Below are 16,604 nucleotides of genomic sequence, written 5' to 3' on the forward strand. Positions count from 1 at the left end.
TCTCTATGATAAGAGCCCACAAGGAGTCATCATGCTGATCGACACGCACTGTCACCTGGACTGGGATTCGTTTCAAGCCGACCTACCGGACGTAATTGCGCGGGCGCACGAGGCCGGCGTACAGCGGCTGCTCACGATCGGCACGGACGTGCAAACATCTCGCCGCGCGGTGGAGATCGCTCACCAATACGATGCGGTCTACGCCGCCGTGGGAATTCACCCGCACGACGCCAAAACTGCCGACGACGCCGCGCTGGCGGCCATCGAGGAGTTGGCACACGAAAAGAAAGTTGTCGCCCTTGGCGAAGTCGGCCTGGATTTTTTCAAGAACTACAGCCCGCACGACGTCCAGCGCCTCGCCTTTCAAAAACAAATCCGCTTGGCGCGCCGCCTGGGTTTGCCGCTGATCGTTCACGACCGCGATGCGCACGAAGAGACGCTGCGCATATTGCGGGAAGAAGGAGACCGCCACCGCGGCGTGTTTCACTGTTTCGCCGGGGACGAAAAGATCGCCGACGAAGCGCTCGCGCTCGGATTCGACTTGAGTTTCACCGGCAACGTTACGTTCAAGAAAAACGACGCTACCCGCGCCGTCGTACGCCACGTGCCTCTGGAGCGCATCATGGTCGAAACCGACGCCCCCTTCCTGGCGCCGATGCCGTACCGTGGCAAGCGTAACGAGCCGGCTTACACGGTGCATGTCGCCGAAAAGATCGCCGCTGTTCACGGTGTGTCGCTGGAAGAAGTCGCGCGCGTTACCTCCACGAACGCCTTTCGGTTATTTCGCTTCGAACATTTCGGGCGCCGGGGCGAAATCGCCTACGGGCACCGCAGCGGCGCAAAGTACGTGAATTTGACAAGCCGCTGTAGCAATTGCTGCGTCTTCTGCATCAAACAACCGGATTTTACGCTCGGCGAGCACTACCTCTATCTCGATCCCGACGATGAGCCGACCGTGCAGGAAGTGCTGGCCGCGGTGGGCGATCCAAGCGCGTACCCGGAAATCGTCTTCTGCGGTGAAGGCGAGCCGACGGTTCGTTGGGACGACATGATCGCGATCGCCAAGGAACTCAAAAAACGCGGCGCGCGCCGTGTTCGATTGAACACCAACGGCCAAGCCGAGTTGATCCACGGCCGGGCATTGGCCAGGGAAATGAAGGGCGCGATCGACGCGGTCAGCGTTAGTCTCAACGCCCCGGACGCAGCCGAGTATCAGCGGTTATGCCGTTCCGAGTTCGGCGAGCAGGCGTTTGCGGCGGTGACCGATTTCATCGGCCAGGCCAAGCGCTACGTGCCGGAAGTGATCGCGACGGCGGTGACCCAAAGCGGCGTCGATATCGAAGCCACGCGACGTTTTGCCGAAACGATGCTCGGCGTGGCGTTCCGCGCTCGCTGATTCCTTTCACAGCCGCCGTTTGCTAAGATAAGGTTTACTACTTCGGACGGGAGCACTTGCCATGGCTTTGGTGAAAGCGTTGTTGTTTTCGCTTGCGATCGGGCCCTTCTTCGGTTTCCCGCTGGCTGATAGTTATCGGGATTTTGCCGGCAACCCGATCTACGGCTTTGACCTGAGTTTGCGGTATCAAGTCAACGAACGCTTTTCGATGGGCTTGTTGACCGGCGCCGCGTTCAGTTCCCGCGAAGACGAACTCGGTCTGCCGATTATCGACGGTGCCGAGATCTCCAATGAGTCGTATACGCAGGTTGTGACCGGCTACCAGGTGCCGTTTCAAGTGACGGGCACTTTCTACACCTTGCCCGGCGAGCGATTCAATCCGTACCTCGGAGTGGGTTTGGGCGGCAGTTACGCGGGCGTCGCGGCCAAAGCGCGGGATCTACCCGGCAACGCGGATGTGAGCGAAGGCGACCTGACGGATTCAGAGTCTGATTTTCTTTTCGCGTTCTCGCCTTATTTGGGCTGTGACGTGGAAATTAGTCGTCACGTCGGCGTTTATCTCGAAGCTCGTTACAACTACCTTTCTAGTTTGAAATTCGAGCGCGACGTGGCCAATCCGGTCCGCGTGGGCGGGGCGCGCGAGGCGCCCACGGTGACGGAAAAGAGGGATATCGAGATGTTTAATGTGGGCGGTTCGCTTGGGGTGAGGTTCCGCTTCTAAAACATCGCTTGACCATTGCCGTGCATCACGCGACACTGGGGGAGCAGGTCAAGGCCGAAGGGAGGGCATCCATGCGGTATTTGGTCCTATTTTGTCTTGCCATTGCGGCGTTAACCCCGCTTCTAGCTGACGCAGCGGAACCCGAACAGATCGACATCGAAAGCATCAGCGGGCGGCGCTACAAGCTCGCGCTCCATCGTTCGATGGAGACGATCACCAAGTGCTACGACGATGCGCTGAAAAAGAACGCATCGCTGGCCGGCAGGCTGGTAGTACGGGTGGATATCGACGCGGGCGGCAAGACGGCGGGCGTGCAAGCGCGGGACGACACTCTGGGCAACGCCGGCGTCACGAAATGTATCGTGGAAGCGTTGCACGAGAAGACATGGCCATCGGCCGACGCGCCCCGCTACTTCGAAACCGTGTTCAAGTTCGCCGCCACCCCAACCAAATAACGCCGCCTTATTCGACGGTCACCGATTTGGCCAGGTTACGCGGTTGGTCGATATCCGTGCCCAGGTGGTCGGCAACGTGGTAGGCCAGCAGTTGCAGCGGCAACACCATCAGCATCGGCAAAATGAGTGAATCGGCTTCGGGCACCTCGATGACGTCGTCGGCGATATCTTCCGGCACGGTCACTCCGCGCTCCACGATCGCCACAACCTTGCCGTCCCGGGCGCGCACTTCCTGCAGGTTGGAAATCATCTTGGCGGCCATTTCGCCCTGGGGCACCAACCCGAGTACGAGCATGTTGTCGTCGACCAGGGCGATGGGGCCGTGTTTCATCTCGCCCGCGGCATACCCTTCGGCGTGCAGATAGCTGATCTCTTTTAGCTTGAGCGCCCCTTCCAAGGCGATGGGGAAATTGGGGCCGCGACCGAGAAAAAGGAAGCACCTCATGCGGTGGAACTCGCGGGCGATGAGCTTGATTTTCTCTTCGCAGGCGAAAATTTCTTCCATTTGGTTGGGAACCCGCAGCAACGAGTGGAGCCGCAAAAGCGTGTCGGCTGCGCCGAGGTGGCCGGTGGCGCGTCCCATCTGTACCGCGAGCTGGTACAGCACCACCAATTGCGTGGTGAAGGCCTTCGTGGACGCCACGCCGATTTCCGGACCGGCGTGGGTGAACAACACGCTGTCGGCCTCGCGGGCGATTGTCGAGCCGGGCACGTTGACGATCGCCAGGGCCGTGGCGCCGCGTCGGCGACCTTCGCGCATCGCCGCCAGGGTGTCGGCGGTTTCGCCGGATTGGCTGACGACGACCATCAGTGTTTCTTCATCGACGATGGGGTCGCAATAGCGGAATTCGGAGGCGTACGTAAATTCGGCCGGCACCCGCGCCAGGTTTTCGATGTAGGTTTTGCCGATCATGCAAGCGTGGTAGGCGGTGCCGCAGGCCACCAGATAGCAGCGTTTGAATCCGGCAAGCTGCTCCAGGGTCAAGGCCTCGTCGATATAGAAAAACGAGGCCTGGCCGGGGTCGTAAGTATCCTGGATGGAGTCGATAACGGCGCGGGGCTGCTCGAAGATTTCCTTGTGCATGAAGTGTTTGTGACCGCCCTTTTGGATGTCGATGCGGTTCCACGTCACCGTTTGGGGAGCGCGCTCAACGGTTTGGCCGTCGGCGTCTAGAACTCGAATTTCGCCCGGGCGGATGAAGGCGACCTCGTCGTCGTTGAGGAAATCGACCTGTCGCGTGCGGCCGATCACCGCCTGCAGATCGCTAGCCACGAAGGACTCGCCTTCGCCGTGCCCGACCACGAGCGGGCTACCTTTGCGCGCGCACACGAGCGTGCCGGGCTCTTCCACACTCTGCGCGACAAAAGCGTAGGCGCCTTCGAGCCTCGTAATCGAAGCCCGCACGGCTTCGAGAAGGCTCATTCCCCGGCCGATGTTTTACCCGATGAGGTGGGCGACAATTTCCGTGTCGGTTTCCGATTCGATTTCCACGCCCGCTTGGATCAACTCTTCAGCCAGCCGGTCGAAGTTTTCGATGATGCCGTTGTGCACGAGGCTGATCGGCCCCGCCTTGTGCGGGTGGGCGTTGATGATCGACGGCTTGCCGTGGGTGGCCCACCGCGTGTGCCCGATACCCTGCGTTCCTTCCAACGGATCGTCGCGTAGCGAGAGTTCCAAATTTCGCAGCTTGCCCACACTGCGGCGCAAGCGCACTTTGCCGTCGCACAGCACGGCCATGCCCGCTGAATCGTAGCCTCGGTATTCTAACCTTTTGAGACCGTCGAGGAGAATCTCGGACGGATTGGCCGGACCGACGTATCCAATTATTCCGCACATTGAATCGACTCCGTGGCCCGCTCGGTTTTCGGTTGCGTGCTGTATCTTTTCTTTATTTTCGGCTTTTTTTCAAATCCGCGTGAGCGGGAACTTCCGCGTCGTCGGCGACGATTGCGTCGTGCAAACGAGCACCTAGACCGATGCGGCAGCCCGCACCGACGCGCGTTTTCCCGGTCAGCATCACGCCCGGTTCGAGCACGGTATCCGGCCCGATCTTGACGCCGAAGTCGATGTACGCGTTGTAAGGATCGAGCATCGTCACGCCCGCCCGCATGTGCTCGTCGTTGATGAACCCGCGCACGAGCTCGGCGATCCGCGCCAAATCCGCGCGGCTGTTGACGCCCGACACTTCTTCGGCATCCTCGGCGGCGAACGTATAGACGCTTTTCTTGGCCGCGCCCGCCACGTGCACGATATCGGTAAGGTACATTTCACCCTGGGCGTTATCGGTGCCGATCTTCGCCAGCGAACGCCAGAGCAACTGAGAATCGATGCAGTAAATTCCCGCGTTGATTTCTTCGATGCGCCGCTCGGCGGCCGTGGCGTCCTTATGCTCGACGATGCGTTCCAAGCGACCGCCCTCGCCCACCACGCAACGCCCGTAACCGGTCGGGTCGTCCATGAAGGTTGTCATCACGGTGAGGTCGGCTTTCTTGCTCAGGTGTTGCCGCTGCAAGGCGCGAAGAGTATCGAGTTGCAGGAGGGGTACGTCGCCGGAGAGGATCAACACCTCGCCGCGGAAACCGCGCAGCGCCTTTTTGGCCTGCAACACAGCGTGGCCCGTGCCGTTCTGTTCGCTCTGCAGCGCGAAATCGACCCTCACACGGGGGCGGAGAGTGCGAATGGCCTGCTTGACCTGCTCCGCTTGGTGCCCCACCACGACGACCGTCTTGTTCGCCCGCAAACGCGTGGCCAGATCGATGGGGAAGAGCACCATCGGCCGGCCGCAGATTTCGTGCAGCACCTTGGTTTTCGCCGATTTCATCCGCGTTCCCTTGCCGGCGGCAAGGATGATCACCGCGAGAGAACTCACGTGGCACTCCTTTTGTGTTTATCGCATCGGGATTATACGGCTGGTTACGCGCGTTGTCTGCCGGGTTGTTCGTCACCGTTGCGCACGGCGATTTCGCTTTTCCCGACTCGTTGACAAACGGGTACCGTTGACGCCGCTACGCTAACCACATACGCGGCGCTAAGGGCTTGGCTCCCTTACGTGGTCGTCAAAGAAATCGAATATTCGCGGCATGATGCTATTGTTCGTATGGGGATCGCGATAGCCGTAGGGCGCTTCAAAAACGGGCCTTCCAATGTTTTCAAAATCGTTAATCGCCTCGTGCAGGGGGAAAAGGCCCGGCAGCATGTCGTCGAAGTAGTTGTCGTCAAAGCCGCCGCGCTCTGATACGGACCGATGGTAGGTGCTGACGTTGTCGGTCACGCACGCTCGAAAGCGGGGATCAATACGGAACACCAGGTTACCCAAAGCGGAGCCGCCGGAATGGCCGATCAGGCCAAGCCTTTCACTGTCTACCGCTTTGTTTGCGAGCAAGAATTTCACCGCGAGAAGCGTCTCGTAGCAACGCACGCCCAACAGGCTGTGGCCGTGCAGAAGCAACTCCTTCGAAATCTTGCCTTCCGAAGCCCCGCCGCACATCAGGCGAAACGCGGGTATCAATATTGCGTAACCGTGCGCCGGATAGTCTTTTCCGAACAAGCGGTCGCGAAAGCTTTCCGGACTATCACCGTGGCCATGCAACGCGACAATCGCCGGGTGCGGTCCCGGCCCCTTCGGCAACAGAAGAATCGCGCGCCAGGTACCCACGTATTCATTGGAAAGAAGCAGTTCCTGCTCGAAATAATTCTGATGTTCCCGTTTTTGCGCGATGGTTACGTGCAGGAGTTCGCTCTCGATATTGTCCCAAAAGAAATCGACATTCAGAATCCGGACCAGTCGATCCGCCAGTTCCTTCGGGGTTACGGATTCTTGGGCAACGCGCCCCTCATCCGCGTTGCGAAAGGATCCCTTCAGTTCGTCTTCCGTCTTGGCGTTATCGCCGGCTCTCGCCATTTCCAGGAACTGCAAATAGCCGTCAACACAGTCGCATCCTCGTTTATGTCTGCAATCCCATTCGCTGCCCTGACTTTCGTTGACGAGCACGCCACCACCCTGGAACGTGGAAGCTCTCTCTCGGGATGGGGGCGTAAGTTCATCATCAAGCCCGGCGTGCGGTGGCGTGCGAGTGGCTGCACCGTGAAAAATCAAAACGAAAACAAGCGTCACGGCGCCCAGGAACAAGAGTCCATATGCGCCGTACCGGATATACTTGATTTTTCGGATGCGAGACTCCACTTCGAACTACGTCCAATCCAAACCCGAGAAAGTAGAACGCGCGAAAACAATAGGCCGCGTATGGAAACACGTCACGACAGCAACCGATCGTCGCATGCAGTAAAAGAAGCTCTCTTACGCTCCGCTTACGCCGCCCTGTTTCGGGGCTCTACAGCGGAATATTGCCGTGCTTCTTGGGCGGCAGGTCGTCTTGCTTGTTGCGCAGCAGCATCAACGCTTCGTAGATTTTGCGGCGCGTCTGGCGCGGCACGATAACTTCGTCGATGTAGCCGCGGCCCGCCGCGATGTAAGGGCTGGCGAATTTTTCGCGGTACTCGCCCACCAATTTGCCACGCTCAGCTTTGGGGTCTTCGGCGGTTTTGATCTGCTTTTTGAACACGATGTTCACTGCGCCGTCGGGGCCCATCACCGCGATCTCGCCGCCCGGATAGGAATAGTTGATGTCGGTGCGCAGGTGCTTGGAGCCCATCACGACGTACGCGCCGCCGTAGGCTTTGCGTAAAACGACGGTGATTTTCGGCACGGTCGCCTCGGAGTACGCGTAGATGAGCTTCGCGCCGTGGCGGATGATACCGCCGTATTCCTGATCGGTGCCGGGCAGGAAACCGGGCACGTCGCAGAAGGTGACGATCGGGATATTGAAGGCGTCGCAGCAACGCACAAAACGCGCGCCCTTCACGCTGGCGTCGATGTCCAGCGTCCCGGCCTTCGCCGCGGCCTGGTTAGCCACAATGCCCACCGGCCGACCGCCGAAGGTCGCGTAGCCCACCACGATATTCGGCGCGAAATTCGCGTGCACTTCCATGAAGGATTGCACGTCGACCACGCGGTGAATGACGTCGCGCACGTCGTACGGCTGGTTCGGGTTCTCAGGCACGAGGGTGTCGAGTTCGGGGTCTTCGCGGTCGACGGGGTCGTTCACATCGTAGATCGGTGGATCGTCGGTGTTGTTGCTCGGGAAATACGAAAGCAAGCGGCGGACCGCCTGCAGCGTCGTCGTCTCATCCGGGTAGGCAAAGTGGGCCACGCCGCTGGTGGACGTGTGCGGCCCCGCGCCGCCCAGCGTGTCGAAGGTGACATCTTCGCCGGTGACGGTTTTAATGACGTTGGGGCCGGTGATGAACATGTGGCTCGTTTTTTCCACCATGAACACGAAGTCGGTGATGCCCGGGCTGTAAACCGCGCCGCCCGCGCACGGCCCCATGATGACGCTGATCTGCGGGATCACGCCCGAGGCCAACGTGTTGCGCAGGAAGATATCGCCGTAACCCCCAAGGCTGACCACGCCCTCTTGCACGCGCGCGCCGCCCGAATCGTTCAGGCCGATCAGGGGCGCGCCGTTGGTCATGGCCAGATCCATCGCCTTGCAGATTTTCTGTGCCGCCACGCCCGATAAGCTGCCGCCGAAGGTCGTGAAGTCCTGGGCGTAGGCAAACGCGGTGCGTCCCTCGACCGTGCCGTAACCGATCACGACCGAGTCGCCGAGTATCTGCTTTCCTTCCATCCCGAAGTCATGGCACCGATGGACGACAAAGCGGTCGATCTCGCGGAAGCTACCGGGATCAAACAGGGTTTCGAGGCGCTCGCGAGCGATCATTTTGCCGCCGGCGTGGTGCTTGTCGATGCGTTCCTGCCCGCCGCCGAGCAGCGCTTGCCGATTCGTCTCTTGCAGTCTTTGCAGCGCGTCTTTTTCGCTCATGGCAACCCCTTTTCACAGCTCCGGACAGCGTGCGGCCGGACTCGAAGGTCCGCGTCGGCGCCGACCGTGGAAGTTGCCATACGTTTAGCGTTTGTACCGGAAAAAAACAATGAGGGCCCCGGGATGAAGCATGGAGCCGTTGAATCTTGCTTCGCTCCGTGGGTATCCGAACCACAGCCTGCGTTTGCGGCCTTATGGCGATCCTTAGACCATGCGTGCTTGAACCGCGCGATTCGGACGGCCGGCGAACGCGGTGCGAATGGGAGTCTGTGCACGCACGCACAACATAGAAGAAGTTTTCGAGGAAGGACCATGATTCACGCGGTTATGGGTGTCCCTTAAATTCCGAAACTCTGTAGGCACCCTTTGAAAAGCGGTTGTTTAGCTGAAGAAGGCCTCCATTCGATCGAAGGCCGTGTTTATCATCTCTTCGGGCACACAAAACGACAGCCGCAGATGCCCTTCGCCTGTCGGTCCGAAATCGATCCCGGGCGTTGTCGATACCTTTGCTTCCCTCAGGAGTTTCCTGCAAAAGATTCCCGAGTCGGCTCCTTCCGCCAATAGTATTTTGGGAAACATGAGATAAGAACCGCTAGGCTTTTGGTATTCAAATACATGACTAAGATTATCGAGACGCGAACACATCAAATCCCTGGCCGACTCGTACTTTCTCCGGAACTCTTCGATACAGTCCTGCGGTCCTTTTAAAGCGGCAAGCGCGGCGTATTGGGAGGCCACCGGCGCGCAAATTGCTAAGGGAATATGGGCTTTGGCGATCTGAGGGATAATATCCTTATCGGCATGCAAGTAGCCGACTCTCCATCCGGTCATGGCATAGGTCTTGGTAAAAGTGTAGCAACTGATGGCGTTCTTTTTCATTTCCGGAATCGACGCAATTGAAAAATGTTTGTGACCGTTGAAAGTAAAGTACTCATAAGCTTCGTCGGTGATCACCATCAAGTTGTGCTTCAATGCGAGTTCAGCAACTTGGCGAAGCTGCCTTTCGTGGAAAACGGTACCGGTCGGGTTGTTTGGGGTGCAGTATAGAATCGCCTTGGTCCTGGATGTTATGGCTTTTTCCAAAGCATTGACATCGATAGTAAAGCCGTCATCCTCGATGAGCGGAACAAAAACCGGCTTTCCCGAGGCGAGAACAACCTGATTGACGTGGGTGGCATATGTGGGCGAGGGAAGGATAACTTCATCTCCCGGGTCTACAATGGCCATTACCGCGGCCGCCAGACCTTCGATGGCGCCCACGGTGACGATGATTTGGGAAGGGTCGGCATCAATCTGGTTATCCCTTTTAAGCTTTTTTACGATTTCGATTCGCAACGACAATAGTCCTGAACTTTCGGAGTAGCCGTCCGTCAGCCCCTCTCTAATCGCCTTGGTCGCCGCATCCCTGATATGCAGCGGCGCCTTTGATGTCGGCTTGGCCCATGACAAAAACGCGACATCCTCTATCTCCTTTGATAAACGCGTCATCTCATGGATGGCTGATTTTGGTATTCGCTCCACTCTTTTAGAAATCATTGTTGTATTGCTCATTCATAAATCCTTGTCGATCTGCGGTTAGTACACCTTTTCGACGCGTCTTCCTGATTCGCTTGAATCGCATGTTAATCGGGAAGTAAGGTATCAAAGTTTTTAGAATACACTTTCTGAGAATTCGTGACTACACAACACACCACAGCCGGCCCCTTCCTCGTCGCCTCCGTTGGAACTTGAGGGCGCACTGTGATTCCCGGCAATTCCCAGGACAGCATGCTTAATTATCGGACGTATCTTTTGCTCCGTCGAGACCGTCATTCAGGATGATCCTTTCGAACTCTTCCGCTCCGTACCAGGCACGATTCGGCGCGTGCTTCTGGATTCCCGCTCCTGCAGCGTAAAAACGGAACACATAACAAGTATATGTCCCCGTTTTCCCCCAGCCGCACAGCCTCCCCGCCGATGGCGGTGAGACTATGCCACCCGGCATTCCTACGGTTTTGTGTGAAGCTCGCCAAGGCGACGAAGACGCCGGTCGCAGATGCAGTGACGTCGGGTGCACGCGGTCCTAGCCCCGGACCTTGTCCGGTCCAGGCACCGCTTGGCGGGCCTTGTCCGGGTGGTGATTCTACTTCGGCATCCACCAGGATTTTTGCGGTCTGCTCATGATATACGCCAAGCCGGGCGTATCAAAAAGGAAGCGCACACCGGCCTGATGGCGGATTTCGAACTCGTCTTCCTCACCGGTCAGGGGCAGGTCCAGGCGATAAAAAACTCCGACCAAGTGCGCCCGCGTGCGCGGACCTTCCGGTGAGACAAAGGGATACGAGAAGGCGACAACCGGCCCCCCGGCGAGTATGCCGCGGTGGCCGTAGGTTTGGGAGATGGAGCCACCCAGAGTCAGGTAGGAAAACCCGGCGGTCGCTTCGCCGCGTATCTGGCCCGCGGAAGAAGCCGGTAGGTAATCGCCCTCGAAAAGAGCCAACCACGAAAAATTCTCGATGTGCCCGATGCTCAGCCCGCCGCCCATAAAGCCGTCGGCGGCTTCTGTAGCAGCATCTTTTTCGGCTTGGAAGTGTCCGCCCGCAGTCAAGAAAGGGCCGAACGCGAGCCAATAGTCGTTACCGGCAGGCGAAGCGGCAGCGAGAGCAACCGCGGCCAAAACGCAAAGGATAGCGAGAGACAATGTGCGCATGCTTCGTTTCCTTTTCCCCATTCTCTGAGCAAAAAGATAACCCGTTTACGGCGATTCAACAAAAAAAAAGCCCGGGAAACCCCGGGCTTTCCTGTTTTTTTTACTAGCCGATCAGCCGGAGTGACAATCTTTGCAGCCGGTCGGGCCTTTCCCCATTTTCTTGTGGCAGTCTTTGCACTGCTTGTGGAAGGCCGTCTTTGTGTTGATACCGCCGGCCTTGCTGCCCGTGGCATCGTGACAAGTGTGGCATGCGGTGTTTTCACCCGTATGGTGACATGTCTTGCAATTCCCACCCGCGTAGTCGTTGTGTTTCTTGTGCGTGAAATCCAAACCACCCTTGTAGTCTTTGGCGAGCTTGATCACATCATCGACCGCCAAGACGGCGCCCGCGATCGCCATCACAAAAGCAAGGGCCATCAGGATTGCGAGAGTCTTCTTCATCAGAAAATCCTCCTTCTACCCGTAATTGACATCAACAAAGCCGAATGGTTCAGCCCATTCCGGCAAAATCCTCAACGCGGCGGGATTATTGCACATCTTCCTCGCCTTGGCCAGACTCTTTTTGGGCCGCCAGGCGCTTTTCGCGCTTGATACGCTCCCATTCGGCGGCGTGCTCGTGCTCCATTTCTTCCTCGGTTAACGTGCCGGTAAGCCAGTGCGTGGCCATCGGCGCGACATCCGGATTGAGCAACACTGAGTAGAAGTGCCAAATGATAATCGCCAGCGTCGCCAGGATCGCTTCCATGTAATGCACCAGGTGCGCCACATCGAGCGCCCACAGCGGCAAGAACCGAAGCATCGGCTCTTCGAACCACAACATGAAGCCGGTGATAACCATCACCGCCGTGCCCCAGATCATGGCGAGGTATTCCATTTTTTCGATGTAGCTGAACCGCTCGAATTTCGGTTTTTTCTTCCACAGCCCGACGTTGTAGGCCATCGTATAGACCATGTCGTAGGCGTCTTTGAGCTTGGGAATCATGCCCAGCACGTAGCCGCGGCCCCGTTTGGTCGCCAGCACCCAATAGAAGTGGAACAACGCCCAACCGACCATCCCCAGCGCAGCGATACGGTGCACGTAGGCGCGTAAGGTTTCGTTCGTTTCCCCGGAAAGACCGGGTATTTTCCAGCCGAAGGTAAGCGCAAAGCCCGAGATCGCCAGCAGCGAGAAGCTGATCATCAGCACGATGTGCTGGTAACGTTCATTCGGCGTCAGGCGCTGGTGCACACCCATCGCGCGCATGCGGCTCAAATGCTTGCGGACCTTCTTGAGCCAGTCGATCAGGTTGTGGAAGAACATGAAGCCCAGGGTGCCTGGAATCAAAAACAAGTATGCGTAACGCACCCACCACTGCACTTTTTCGCCGATCGTATCCGCGTTGCGGTCGAGCACCGAGTGCATTTTGCCCACCGCTGCGCCCTTGCCGATGCTCGGGTGACACTTGCCGCACGTGGTTTGCAGGTTGTCGGGGTGAATGCTGCTTTTCGGATCGCTCGAACTTAGAATCAAGTGCGACTCGTGGCAACTGGCGCAATCGGCCGAACGCAGGTCGCCTTTCTTCAGCGCCAGCCCGTGGAAGCTGTCTTCGTAAGTTTTGTTGACATTCGTGTTGAGCGCGAAGCGGCTGTTGATCCGCTCGGCTTGATGGCACTGGCCGCAGACGCCGCGCACCGCTTTGTATCCGTAGACCTGCGAGTCAGGATCCGAAACGGCCTTGACCAAATGCGCCCCGTGACAATCGGTGCACGTCGGGCTCGATAAGTTGCCCGCCGCCAGCGCCGCGCCGTGCGCCCCGGCTTCGAAGTCTTTCCGCGATTTCTCGTGGCACTTACCGCAGGTGCGCGAAATATTCGCTTTGGCCACCGAACCTCGGAAGGGGCCGACCTCGTGGCTGCTGTGGCAGTCGTTGCACGTCGCGTTGACGCGCTTGCCGTCTTTGCGCTGAGCGTGAATGCTGCCGTTCCATTCCTCGAGCGCCCCTGCCCTTTGATGCCCCGGCAGTTTGTCGGTCGCGTGGCACTGGCCGCAGGTTTTGGCGACGTTTTCCCGGTAGACGCTACTGCCCTCTTCGCTGGGCGACACCATGTAATGGGCGCCGTGGCAGTCGGCGCAAACGGGAGAATTGACGTTCCCTTCCTTCGCCGCGCGCCAATGGGCGGAGCTGAAATACGCCTCGACGTAGTCGTCGTGACAGTTGCCGCATTTGACCGGTTGGAGTTTGGCGTTGTGATTGAGTTTGGTGATGTCGGCGTGACAGCCCAGGCAGTCGGTGCCGTGCACGGCGTCTTTCATCTTTTTCAAATCGATGGTCAGCGAGACGCCCGCGCGCTTGGCCCCGGCCTTGGGGCCTTCGACTTTCCACTCAGGCGGATTCGGCTCGAGCATCTCCGCCTTTTCTTCCGGCCCCGCCTCGGCCGCCATGCCGTCGTGGCATCCCATGCAGTCCTGCGTTGTCGGCTTGGGCGTCGACGCCGGTTCGTCGGCCAGGGCCCAGGTTACGGCCAGGCACAGAAGAACCGTCAGGGCGAAGATAAGGCGTCGCGTCCTCGCGTTTTGGATTGGCATGTTGAGACCACCTCGGCTGCTGAATGAGCGTTCACTCAATTTTAAACCAAAGAAACGCCGGAAAGTCAATAATTTGATGACTTCCGCTTCCTATTCCTGCGCCCGGGCGACCGATTGCGATACGCCGCGGATAAACGCGCGTCACCTACTTCAGCGCCCGCACGGCTTCCTGAATGCGGTCGAGGCCTTCCTGGATCTGGTCGAGGCTCGTGGCGTAGCTGAGGCGGATGTTCTCGTCGGCGCCAAAGCCGATGCCGGGCACTGCCGCCACCTTCACCGCATCGAGCAGGTAGTCGCACAGCGCCAGCGAGCCGTCGATCACCTTCTTGCCCGCCTTCTTACCGTAGTAGTGCGAGAAGTTGGGAAAGACGTAAAACGCGCCCTCGGGCTCCGGGCACGGCACGTGGGGAATCTCGCACAAGCGATCGAGAATGTACTGGCGCCGCTGAGTGAACGCGGCCTTCATTGTCTTGACGCAATCCTGCGGTCCGATGAGCGCCGCACGCGCCCCGGCCTGGGCGAAGCTGGTGGCGTTGGAGGTTTGCTGGCTTTGCAGCCGGCCGAGCATTTCGATCACACCTTCCGGGCCGATCGCCCAGCCGATGCGCCAGCCGGTCATGGCGTAGGTTTTCGCCGCGCCGGACACAACCAGCGTATGCGCCGCGATTTCCGGGCTGATCGTAGGCACGCTGGTGAAACGGAAGCGGCCGTAGGTCAGTTCCTCGTAAATTTCATCGGAAATGATCCAGAGTTTCTTGTCCACCGCAATTTGCGCCAGCGCCGCCAACTGCTTTTTCGTGTAGGCCGCACCGGTCGGATTCGAGGGGCTGTTGAGCACCACGACCCTCGTGCGGTAGTTGATCGCGTCGCGCAACTGGTCCGGCGTGATACGGAAACCGGATTTCTCGGTCGTCGGGATGATCACCGGCTCGCCTTCGGCCAGGCGCACCATTTCCGGATAACTCACCCAATAGGGCGCCGGAATGATGGCCTCGTCGCCCGGGTCGAGCAGCAGTTGAAAGATGTTGTACAGCGCGTGCTTGCCGCCCACGGTGATCACCGTGTTTTTGCCGGTCATCGGCAGGCCGTACAGGCGGGTGTAGCGCTCGGCGACCGCTTCGCGCAGCGGCGGCCATCCGGCGGCAGGCAGGTAGCGCGTCATCCCGTCACGCAAGGCTTGGATGGCGGCTTCCTTGATGTGCTCCGGCGTATCGAAATCGGGTTCGCCGGCGCCGAATGCCACAACGTCTTCGCCGGCGGCTTTGAGCGCTTTGGCTTTGGCGGAAACCGCCAGGGTGATCGACGGGTTCAGTTGTCCCACGCGTTTGGCATACGTCATCGCATTCCTCGACTATCCGATGTGTTCTTTTTTGACTTGATCGACCTTGCTTCGCAACACCTCGAGCACGTTCGGCGGCACCATGCTGGAAACGTCGCCGTTGAAATACACGATCTCCTTGACCATGCTCGAGGATAAATAGACGTGCGGTTCGCTGGCCATCAAGAAGAAGGTTTCGATATTCGGCGCGAGCTTGTGATTGGTCAGCGCCATTTGGAATTCGTAATCGAAATCGGTCACGGCCCGCAGGCCGCGGATGATCACGTTCGCGTTTATTTTCATCAGGTAATGTATCAACAGATCCGAAAAAGCTTCGACGCGAATTCGCGTGTCGGCCAAGGTTTCGCGAATCATCCCGATTCGTTCTTCGGGCGTAAACAAGTACTTTTTTCGTGGATTGACGGCCACGCCGATGATCAAATTCTCAAAGGCGCAACGCGCCCGTCTGATCAAATCCACATGCCCGTTTGTAATCGGATCAAAGCTCCCGGCGTATACCGCTAGTTTCCCACCGCTCATGTTGTGTCCCTCGCCGTCAAAAAGGTAACTTTCGAATCACCGTAAGTCCGCTGATCCACGATTGAAAGCCCCACCGGGGCAACCAGCGCTTCCTTGTGGTGCTGCTTGGCCACGACCCGGCCGTCGGGCGCCACGAGTTTGCACTGGGCAACGATTTCCAACGAACGATCTATCAGTCCCTTTGGATAAGGGGGGTCGACAAATACCACGTCGTACGGCCCGTCCTCAGCCAAACGCGGCGCCACCCGAAGAAAGTCGCCGACAATCAGGCGCGCGCGCTCTTCCAGCCCCCAGGCGGGCAGCAACGCCGCCAGATGCCGGCTCGTCGGCTTGTGCAACTCCACAAAGGTCACAAAAGCCGAACCGCGCGACAGACATTCCAGCCCCAACAGACCGGTGCCGGCGAAGCTGTCGAGCACCCTCGCGCCGTCCAGCCGCGGTCCGAGAATGTTGAAGATCGCTTCCCGAACCCGCTCCAAGGCCGGTCGCAAATACTTGGAAGCCGGGGTATGCAAACGCCGGCCGCGAAGTTCTCCGCCGGTGATTCGCATGCCCGTCCTCCACCCGCGCGGCGCACCGCGCCGAAATACGCAGCGATACTAAACAAATCGCCCGTTCGGCGCAACGTCCGCGCGCCTTTCCGCCGCTTGCTACTTGCTTCCGAAGTTGGGGCACGTTAGGGTTTGAAAAACAACCAAGTAGGAGGCCAACGTGGCGTTCGGCGGCAGTCCGAGAGAGATGGCGAAAGCCGTGGCTGATGGTTACATGAATTTCACTTCAGCTAATCTTCGTCGGTTCAAAACGCCGGAGAAGCTACGGGAAGTGTTGAATTTTCTCACCGTGATGGAGCGTGAGGTCCGCAACGAAATCATCGCCGATGACGACTTCGACGGCACGCGCAAGAAGCACTTTCGCTTGGGAAATTTGCGCAAAGCAAAAATGGTCATTCAGGGATTCGCCAAATCCCGCCGCATCCAACTGTAGTGACGTCCGGCGAATTTCCTTCGGCTCCGCTTTTTTCCGGGTCTACCCCCTG

General features: G+C 58.7%; 16 protein-coding genes. 4 read left to right on the plus strand and 12 right to left on the minus strand.

The genetic code is table 11. From position 1 onward, the window contains the following. The first annotated feature begins 31 nt into the window (after positions 1-31). From P9L99_01465 to P9L99_01475, 3 genes are all read left to right on the plus strand, one after another. Positions 32-1,396, plus strand: coding sequence for a YchF/TatD family DNA exonuclease (locus tag P9L99_01465; GenBank protein MDP8222002.1), 1,365 nt, complete (start codon positions 32-34; stop codon positions 1,394-1,396). A gap of 61 nt (positions 1,397-1,457) precedes the next feature. Further along, the gene (locus tag P9L99_01470) at positions 1,458-2,117 is read left to right on the plus strand and encodes an outer membrane beta-barrel protein (GenBank protein MDP8222003.1); all 660 of its coding nucleotides are present in this window, start codon (positions 1,458-1,460) and stop codon (positions 2,115-2,117) included. Positions 2,118-2,188: 71 nt separating this feature from the next. Then, positions 2,189-2,572 (plus strand): AgmX/PglI C-terminal domain-containing protein, encoded by a 384-nt coding sequence (locus P9L99_01475; protein MDP8222004.1) that lies wholly within the window; start codon positions 2,189-2,191, stop codon positions 2,570-2,572. A gap of 7 nt (positions 2,573-2,579) precedes the next feature. Here P9L99_01475 and glmS read toward each other — a convergent pair whose 3' ends face one another. The 12 genes from glmS to rsmD all read right to left on the minus strand — a co-directional run bounded on the left by glmS (position 2,580) and on the right by rsmD (position 16,119). Continuing rightward, positions 2,580-3,995, minus strand: a complete 1,416-nt coding sequence (glmS, locus tag P9L99_01480) for a glutamine--fructose-6-phosphate transaminase (isomerizing) (GenBank protein MDP8222005.1) — start codon at positions 3,993-3,995, stop codon at positions 2,580-2,582. Between the two features lie 15 nt (positions 3,996-4,010). After that, positions 4,011-4,409, minus strand: a complete 399-nt coding sequence (locus tag P9L99_01485) for a hypothetical protein (protein MDP8222006.1) — start codon at positions 4,407-4,409, stop codon at positions 4,011-4,013. Positions 4,410-4,461: 52 nt separating this feature from the next. Next, entirely contained in the window at positions 4,462-5,442 is a 981-nt protein-coding gene (locus tag P9L99_01490; GenBank protein ID MDP8222007.1) for a sugar phosphate nucleotidyltransferase, read from the minus strand. Positions 5,443-5,601: 159 nt separating this feature from the next. Next, positions 5,602-6,564 (minus strand): hypothetical protein, encoded by a 963-nt coding sequence (locus tag P9L99_01495; GenBank protein ID MDP8222008.1) that lies wholly within the window; start codon positions 6,562-6,564, stop codon positions 5,602-5,604. Positions 6,565-6,904: 340 nt separating this feature from the next. Next, entirely contained in the window at positions 6,905-8,455 is a 1,551-nt protein-coding gene (locus P9L99_01500; protein MDP8222009.1) for an acyl-CoA carboxylase subunit beta, read from the minus strand. 381 nt (positions 8,456-8,836) lie between these two features. Next, positions 8,837-10,006: a pyridoxal phosphate-dependent aminotransferase gene (locus P9L99_01505; protein MDP8222010.1), complete on the minus strand. Its 1,170-nt coding sequence runs from the start codon at positions 10,004-10,006 to the stop codon at positions 8,837-8,839. Positions 10,007-10,577: 571 nt separating this feature from the next. Then, a complete protein-coding gene (locus P9L99_01510) occupies positions 10,578-11,144 on the minus strand; it encodes a hypothetical protein (protein ID MDP8222011.1) in 567 nt (188 codons plus the stop codon). 111 nt (positions 11,145-11,255) lie between these two features. Next, positions 11,256-11,585, minus strand: coding sequence for a cytochrome c3 family protein (locus tag P9L99_01515; GenBank protein ID MDP8222012.1), 330 nt, complete (start codon positions 11,583-11,585; stop codon positions 11,256-11,258). A gap of 85 nt (positions 11,586-11,670) precedes the next feature. Next, positions 11,671-13,710 carry a cytochrome c3 family protein gene (locus P9L99_01520; GenBank protein ID MDP8222013.1) on the minus strand — a complete coding sequence of 680 codons (2,040 nt, stop codon included), beginning with the start codon at positions 13,708-13,710 and terminating at the stop codon, positions 11,671-11,673. A 145-nt stretch (positions 13,711-13,855) separates the two neighbouring features. Further along, positions 13,856-15,049: a pyridoxal phosphate-dependent aminotransferase gene (locus P9L99_01525; protein MDP8222014.1), complete on the minus strand. Its 1,194-nt coding sequence runs from the start codon at positions 15,047-15,049 to the stop codon at positions 13,856-13,858. 12 nt (positions 15,050-15,061) lie between these two features. Further along, the gene (gene coaD, locus P9L99_01530; protein ID MDP8222015.1) at positions 15,062-15,568 is read right to left on the minus strand and encodes a pantetheine-phosphate adenylyltransferase; all 507 of its coding nucleotides are present in this window, start codon (positions 15,566-15,568) and stop codon (positions 15,062-15,064) included. Then, entirely contained in the window at positions 15,565-16,119 is a 555-nt protein-coding gene (gene rsmD / locus P9L99_01535; GenBank protein MDP8222016.1) for a 16S rRNA (guanine(966)-N(2))-methyltransferase RsmD, read from the minus strand. Before rsmD ends, coaD begins: the two co-directional genes overlap by 4 nt. Before the next feature lie 160 nt (positions 16,120-16,279). Here rsmD and P9L99_01540 point away from each other — a divergent pair, with 160 nt between their 5' ends. Next, the gene (locus tag P9L99_01540; GenBank protein ID MDP8222017.1) at positions 16,280-16,552 is read left to right on the plus strand and encodes a hypothetical protein; all 273 of its coding nucleotides are present in this window, start codon (positions 16,280-16,282) and stop codon (positions 16,550-16,552) included. The last annotated feature ends 52 nt before the right edge of the window (positions 16,553-16,604 follow it).

It is taken from the genome of Candidatus Lernaella stagnicola, from assembly GCA_030765525.1.
Lineage (GTDB): Bacteria > Lernaellota > Lernaellaia > Lernaellales > Lernaellaceae > Lernaella > Lernaella stagnicola.

What these genes read in the sequence shown, in the direction of transcription:
- P9L99_01465 (MDP8222002.1), top strand. Translation starts at nt 32, where the DNA reads ATGCTGATCGACACGCACTGTCACCTGGACTGGGATTCGTTTCAAGCC.
- P9L99_01470 (MDP8222003.1), top strand. Translation starts at nt 1,458, where the DNA reads ATGGCTTTGGTGAAAGCGTTGTTGTTTTCGCTTGCGATCGGGCCCTTC.
- P9L99_01475 (MDP8222004.1), top strand. Translation starts at nt 2,189, where the DNA reads ATGCGGTATTTGGTCCTATTTTGTCTTGCCATTGCGGCGTTAACCCCG.
- glmS (MDP8222005.1), bottom strand. Translation starts at nt 3,995, where the DNA reads ATGAGCCTTCTCGAAGCCGTGCGGGCTTCGATTACGAGGCTCGAAGGC.
- P9L99_01485 (MDP8222006.1), bottom strand. Translation starts at nt 4,409, where the DNA reads ATGTGCGGAATAATTGGATACGTCGGTCCGGCCAATCCGTCCGAGATT.
- P9L99_01500 (MDP8222009.1), bottom strand. Translation starts at nt 8,455, where the DNA reads ATGAGCGAAAAAGACGCGCTGCAAAGACTGCAAGAGACGAATCGGCAA.
- P9L99_01505 (MDP8222010.1), bottom strand. Translation starts at nt 10,006, where the DNA reads ATGAGCAATACAACAATGATTTCTAAAAGAGTGGAGCGAATACCAAAA.
- P9L99_01510 (MDP8222011.1), bottom strand. Translation starts at nt 11,144, where the DNA reads ATGCGCACATTGTCTCTCGCTATCCTTTGCGTTTTGGCCGCGGTTGCT.
- P9L99_01515 (MDP8222012.1), bottom strand. Translation starts at nt 11,585, where the DNA reads ATGAAGAAGACTCTCGCAATCCTGATGGCCCTTGCTTTTGTGATGGCG.
- P9L99_01520 (MDP8222013.1), bottom strand. Translation starts at nt 13,710, where the DNA reads ATGCCAATCCAAAACGCGAGGACGCGACGCCTTATCTTCGCCCTGACG.
- P9L99_01525 (MDP8222014.1), bottom strand. Translation starts at nt 15,049, where the DNA reads ATGACGTATGCCAAACGCGTGGGACAACTGAACCCGTCGATCACCCTG.
- coaD (MDP8222015.1), bottom strand. Translation starts at nt 15,568, where the DNA reads ATGAGCGGTGGGAAACTAGCGGTATACGCCGGGAGCTTTGATCCGATT.
- rsmD (MDP8222016.1), bottom strand. Translation starts at nt 16,119, where the DNA reads ATGCGAATCACCGGCGGAGAACTTCGCGGCCGGCGTTTGCATACCCCG.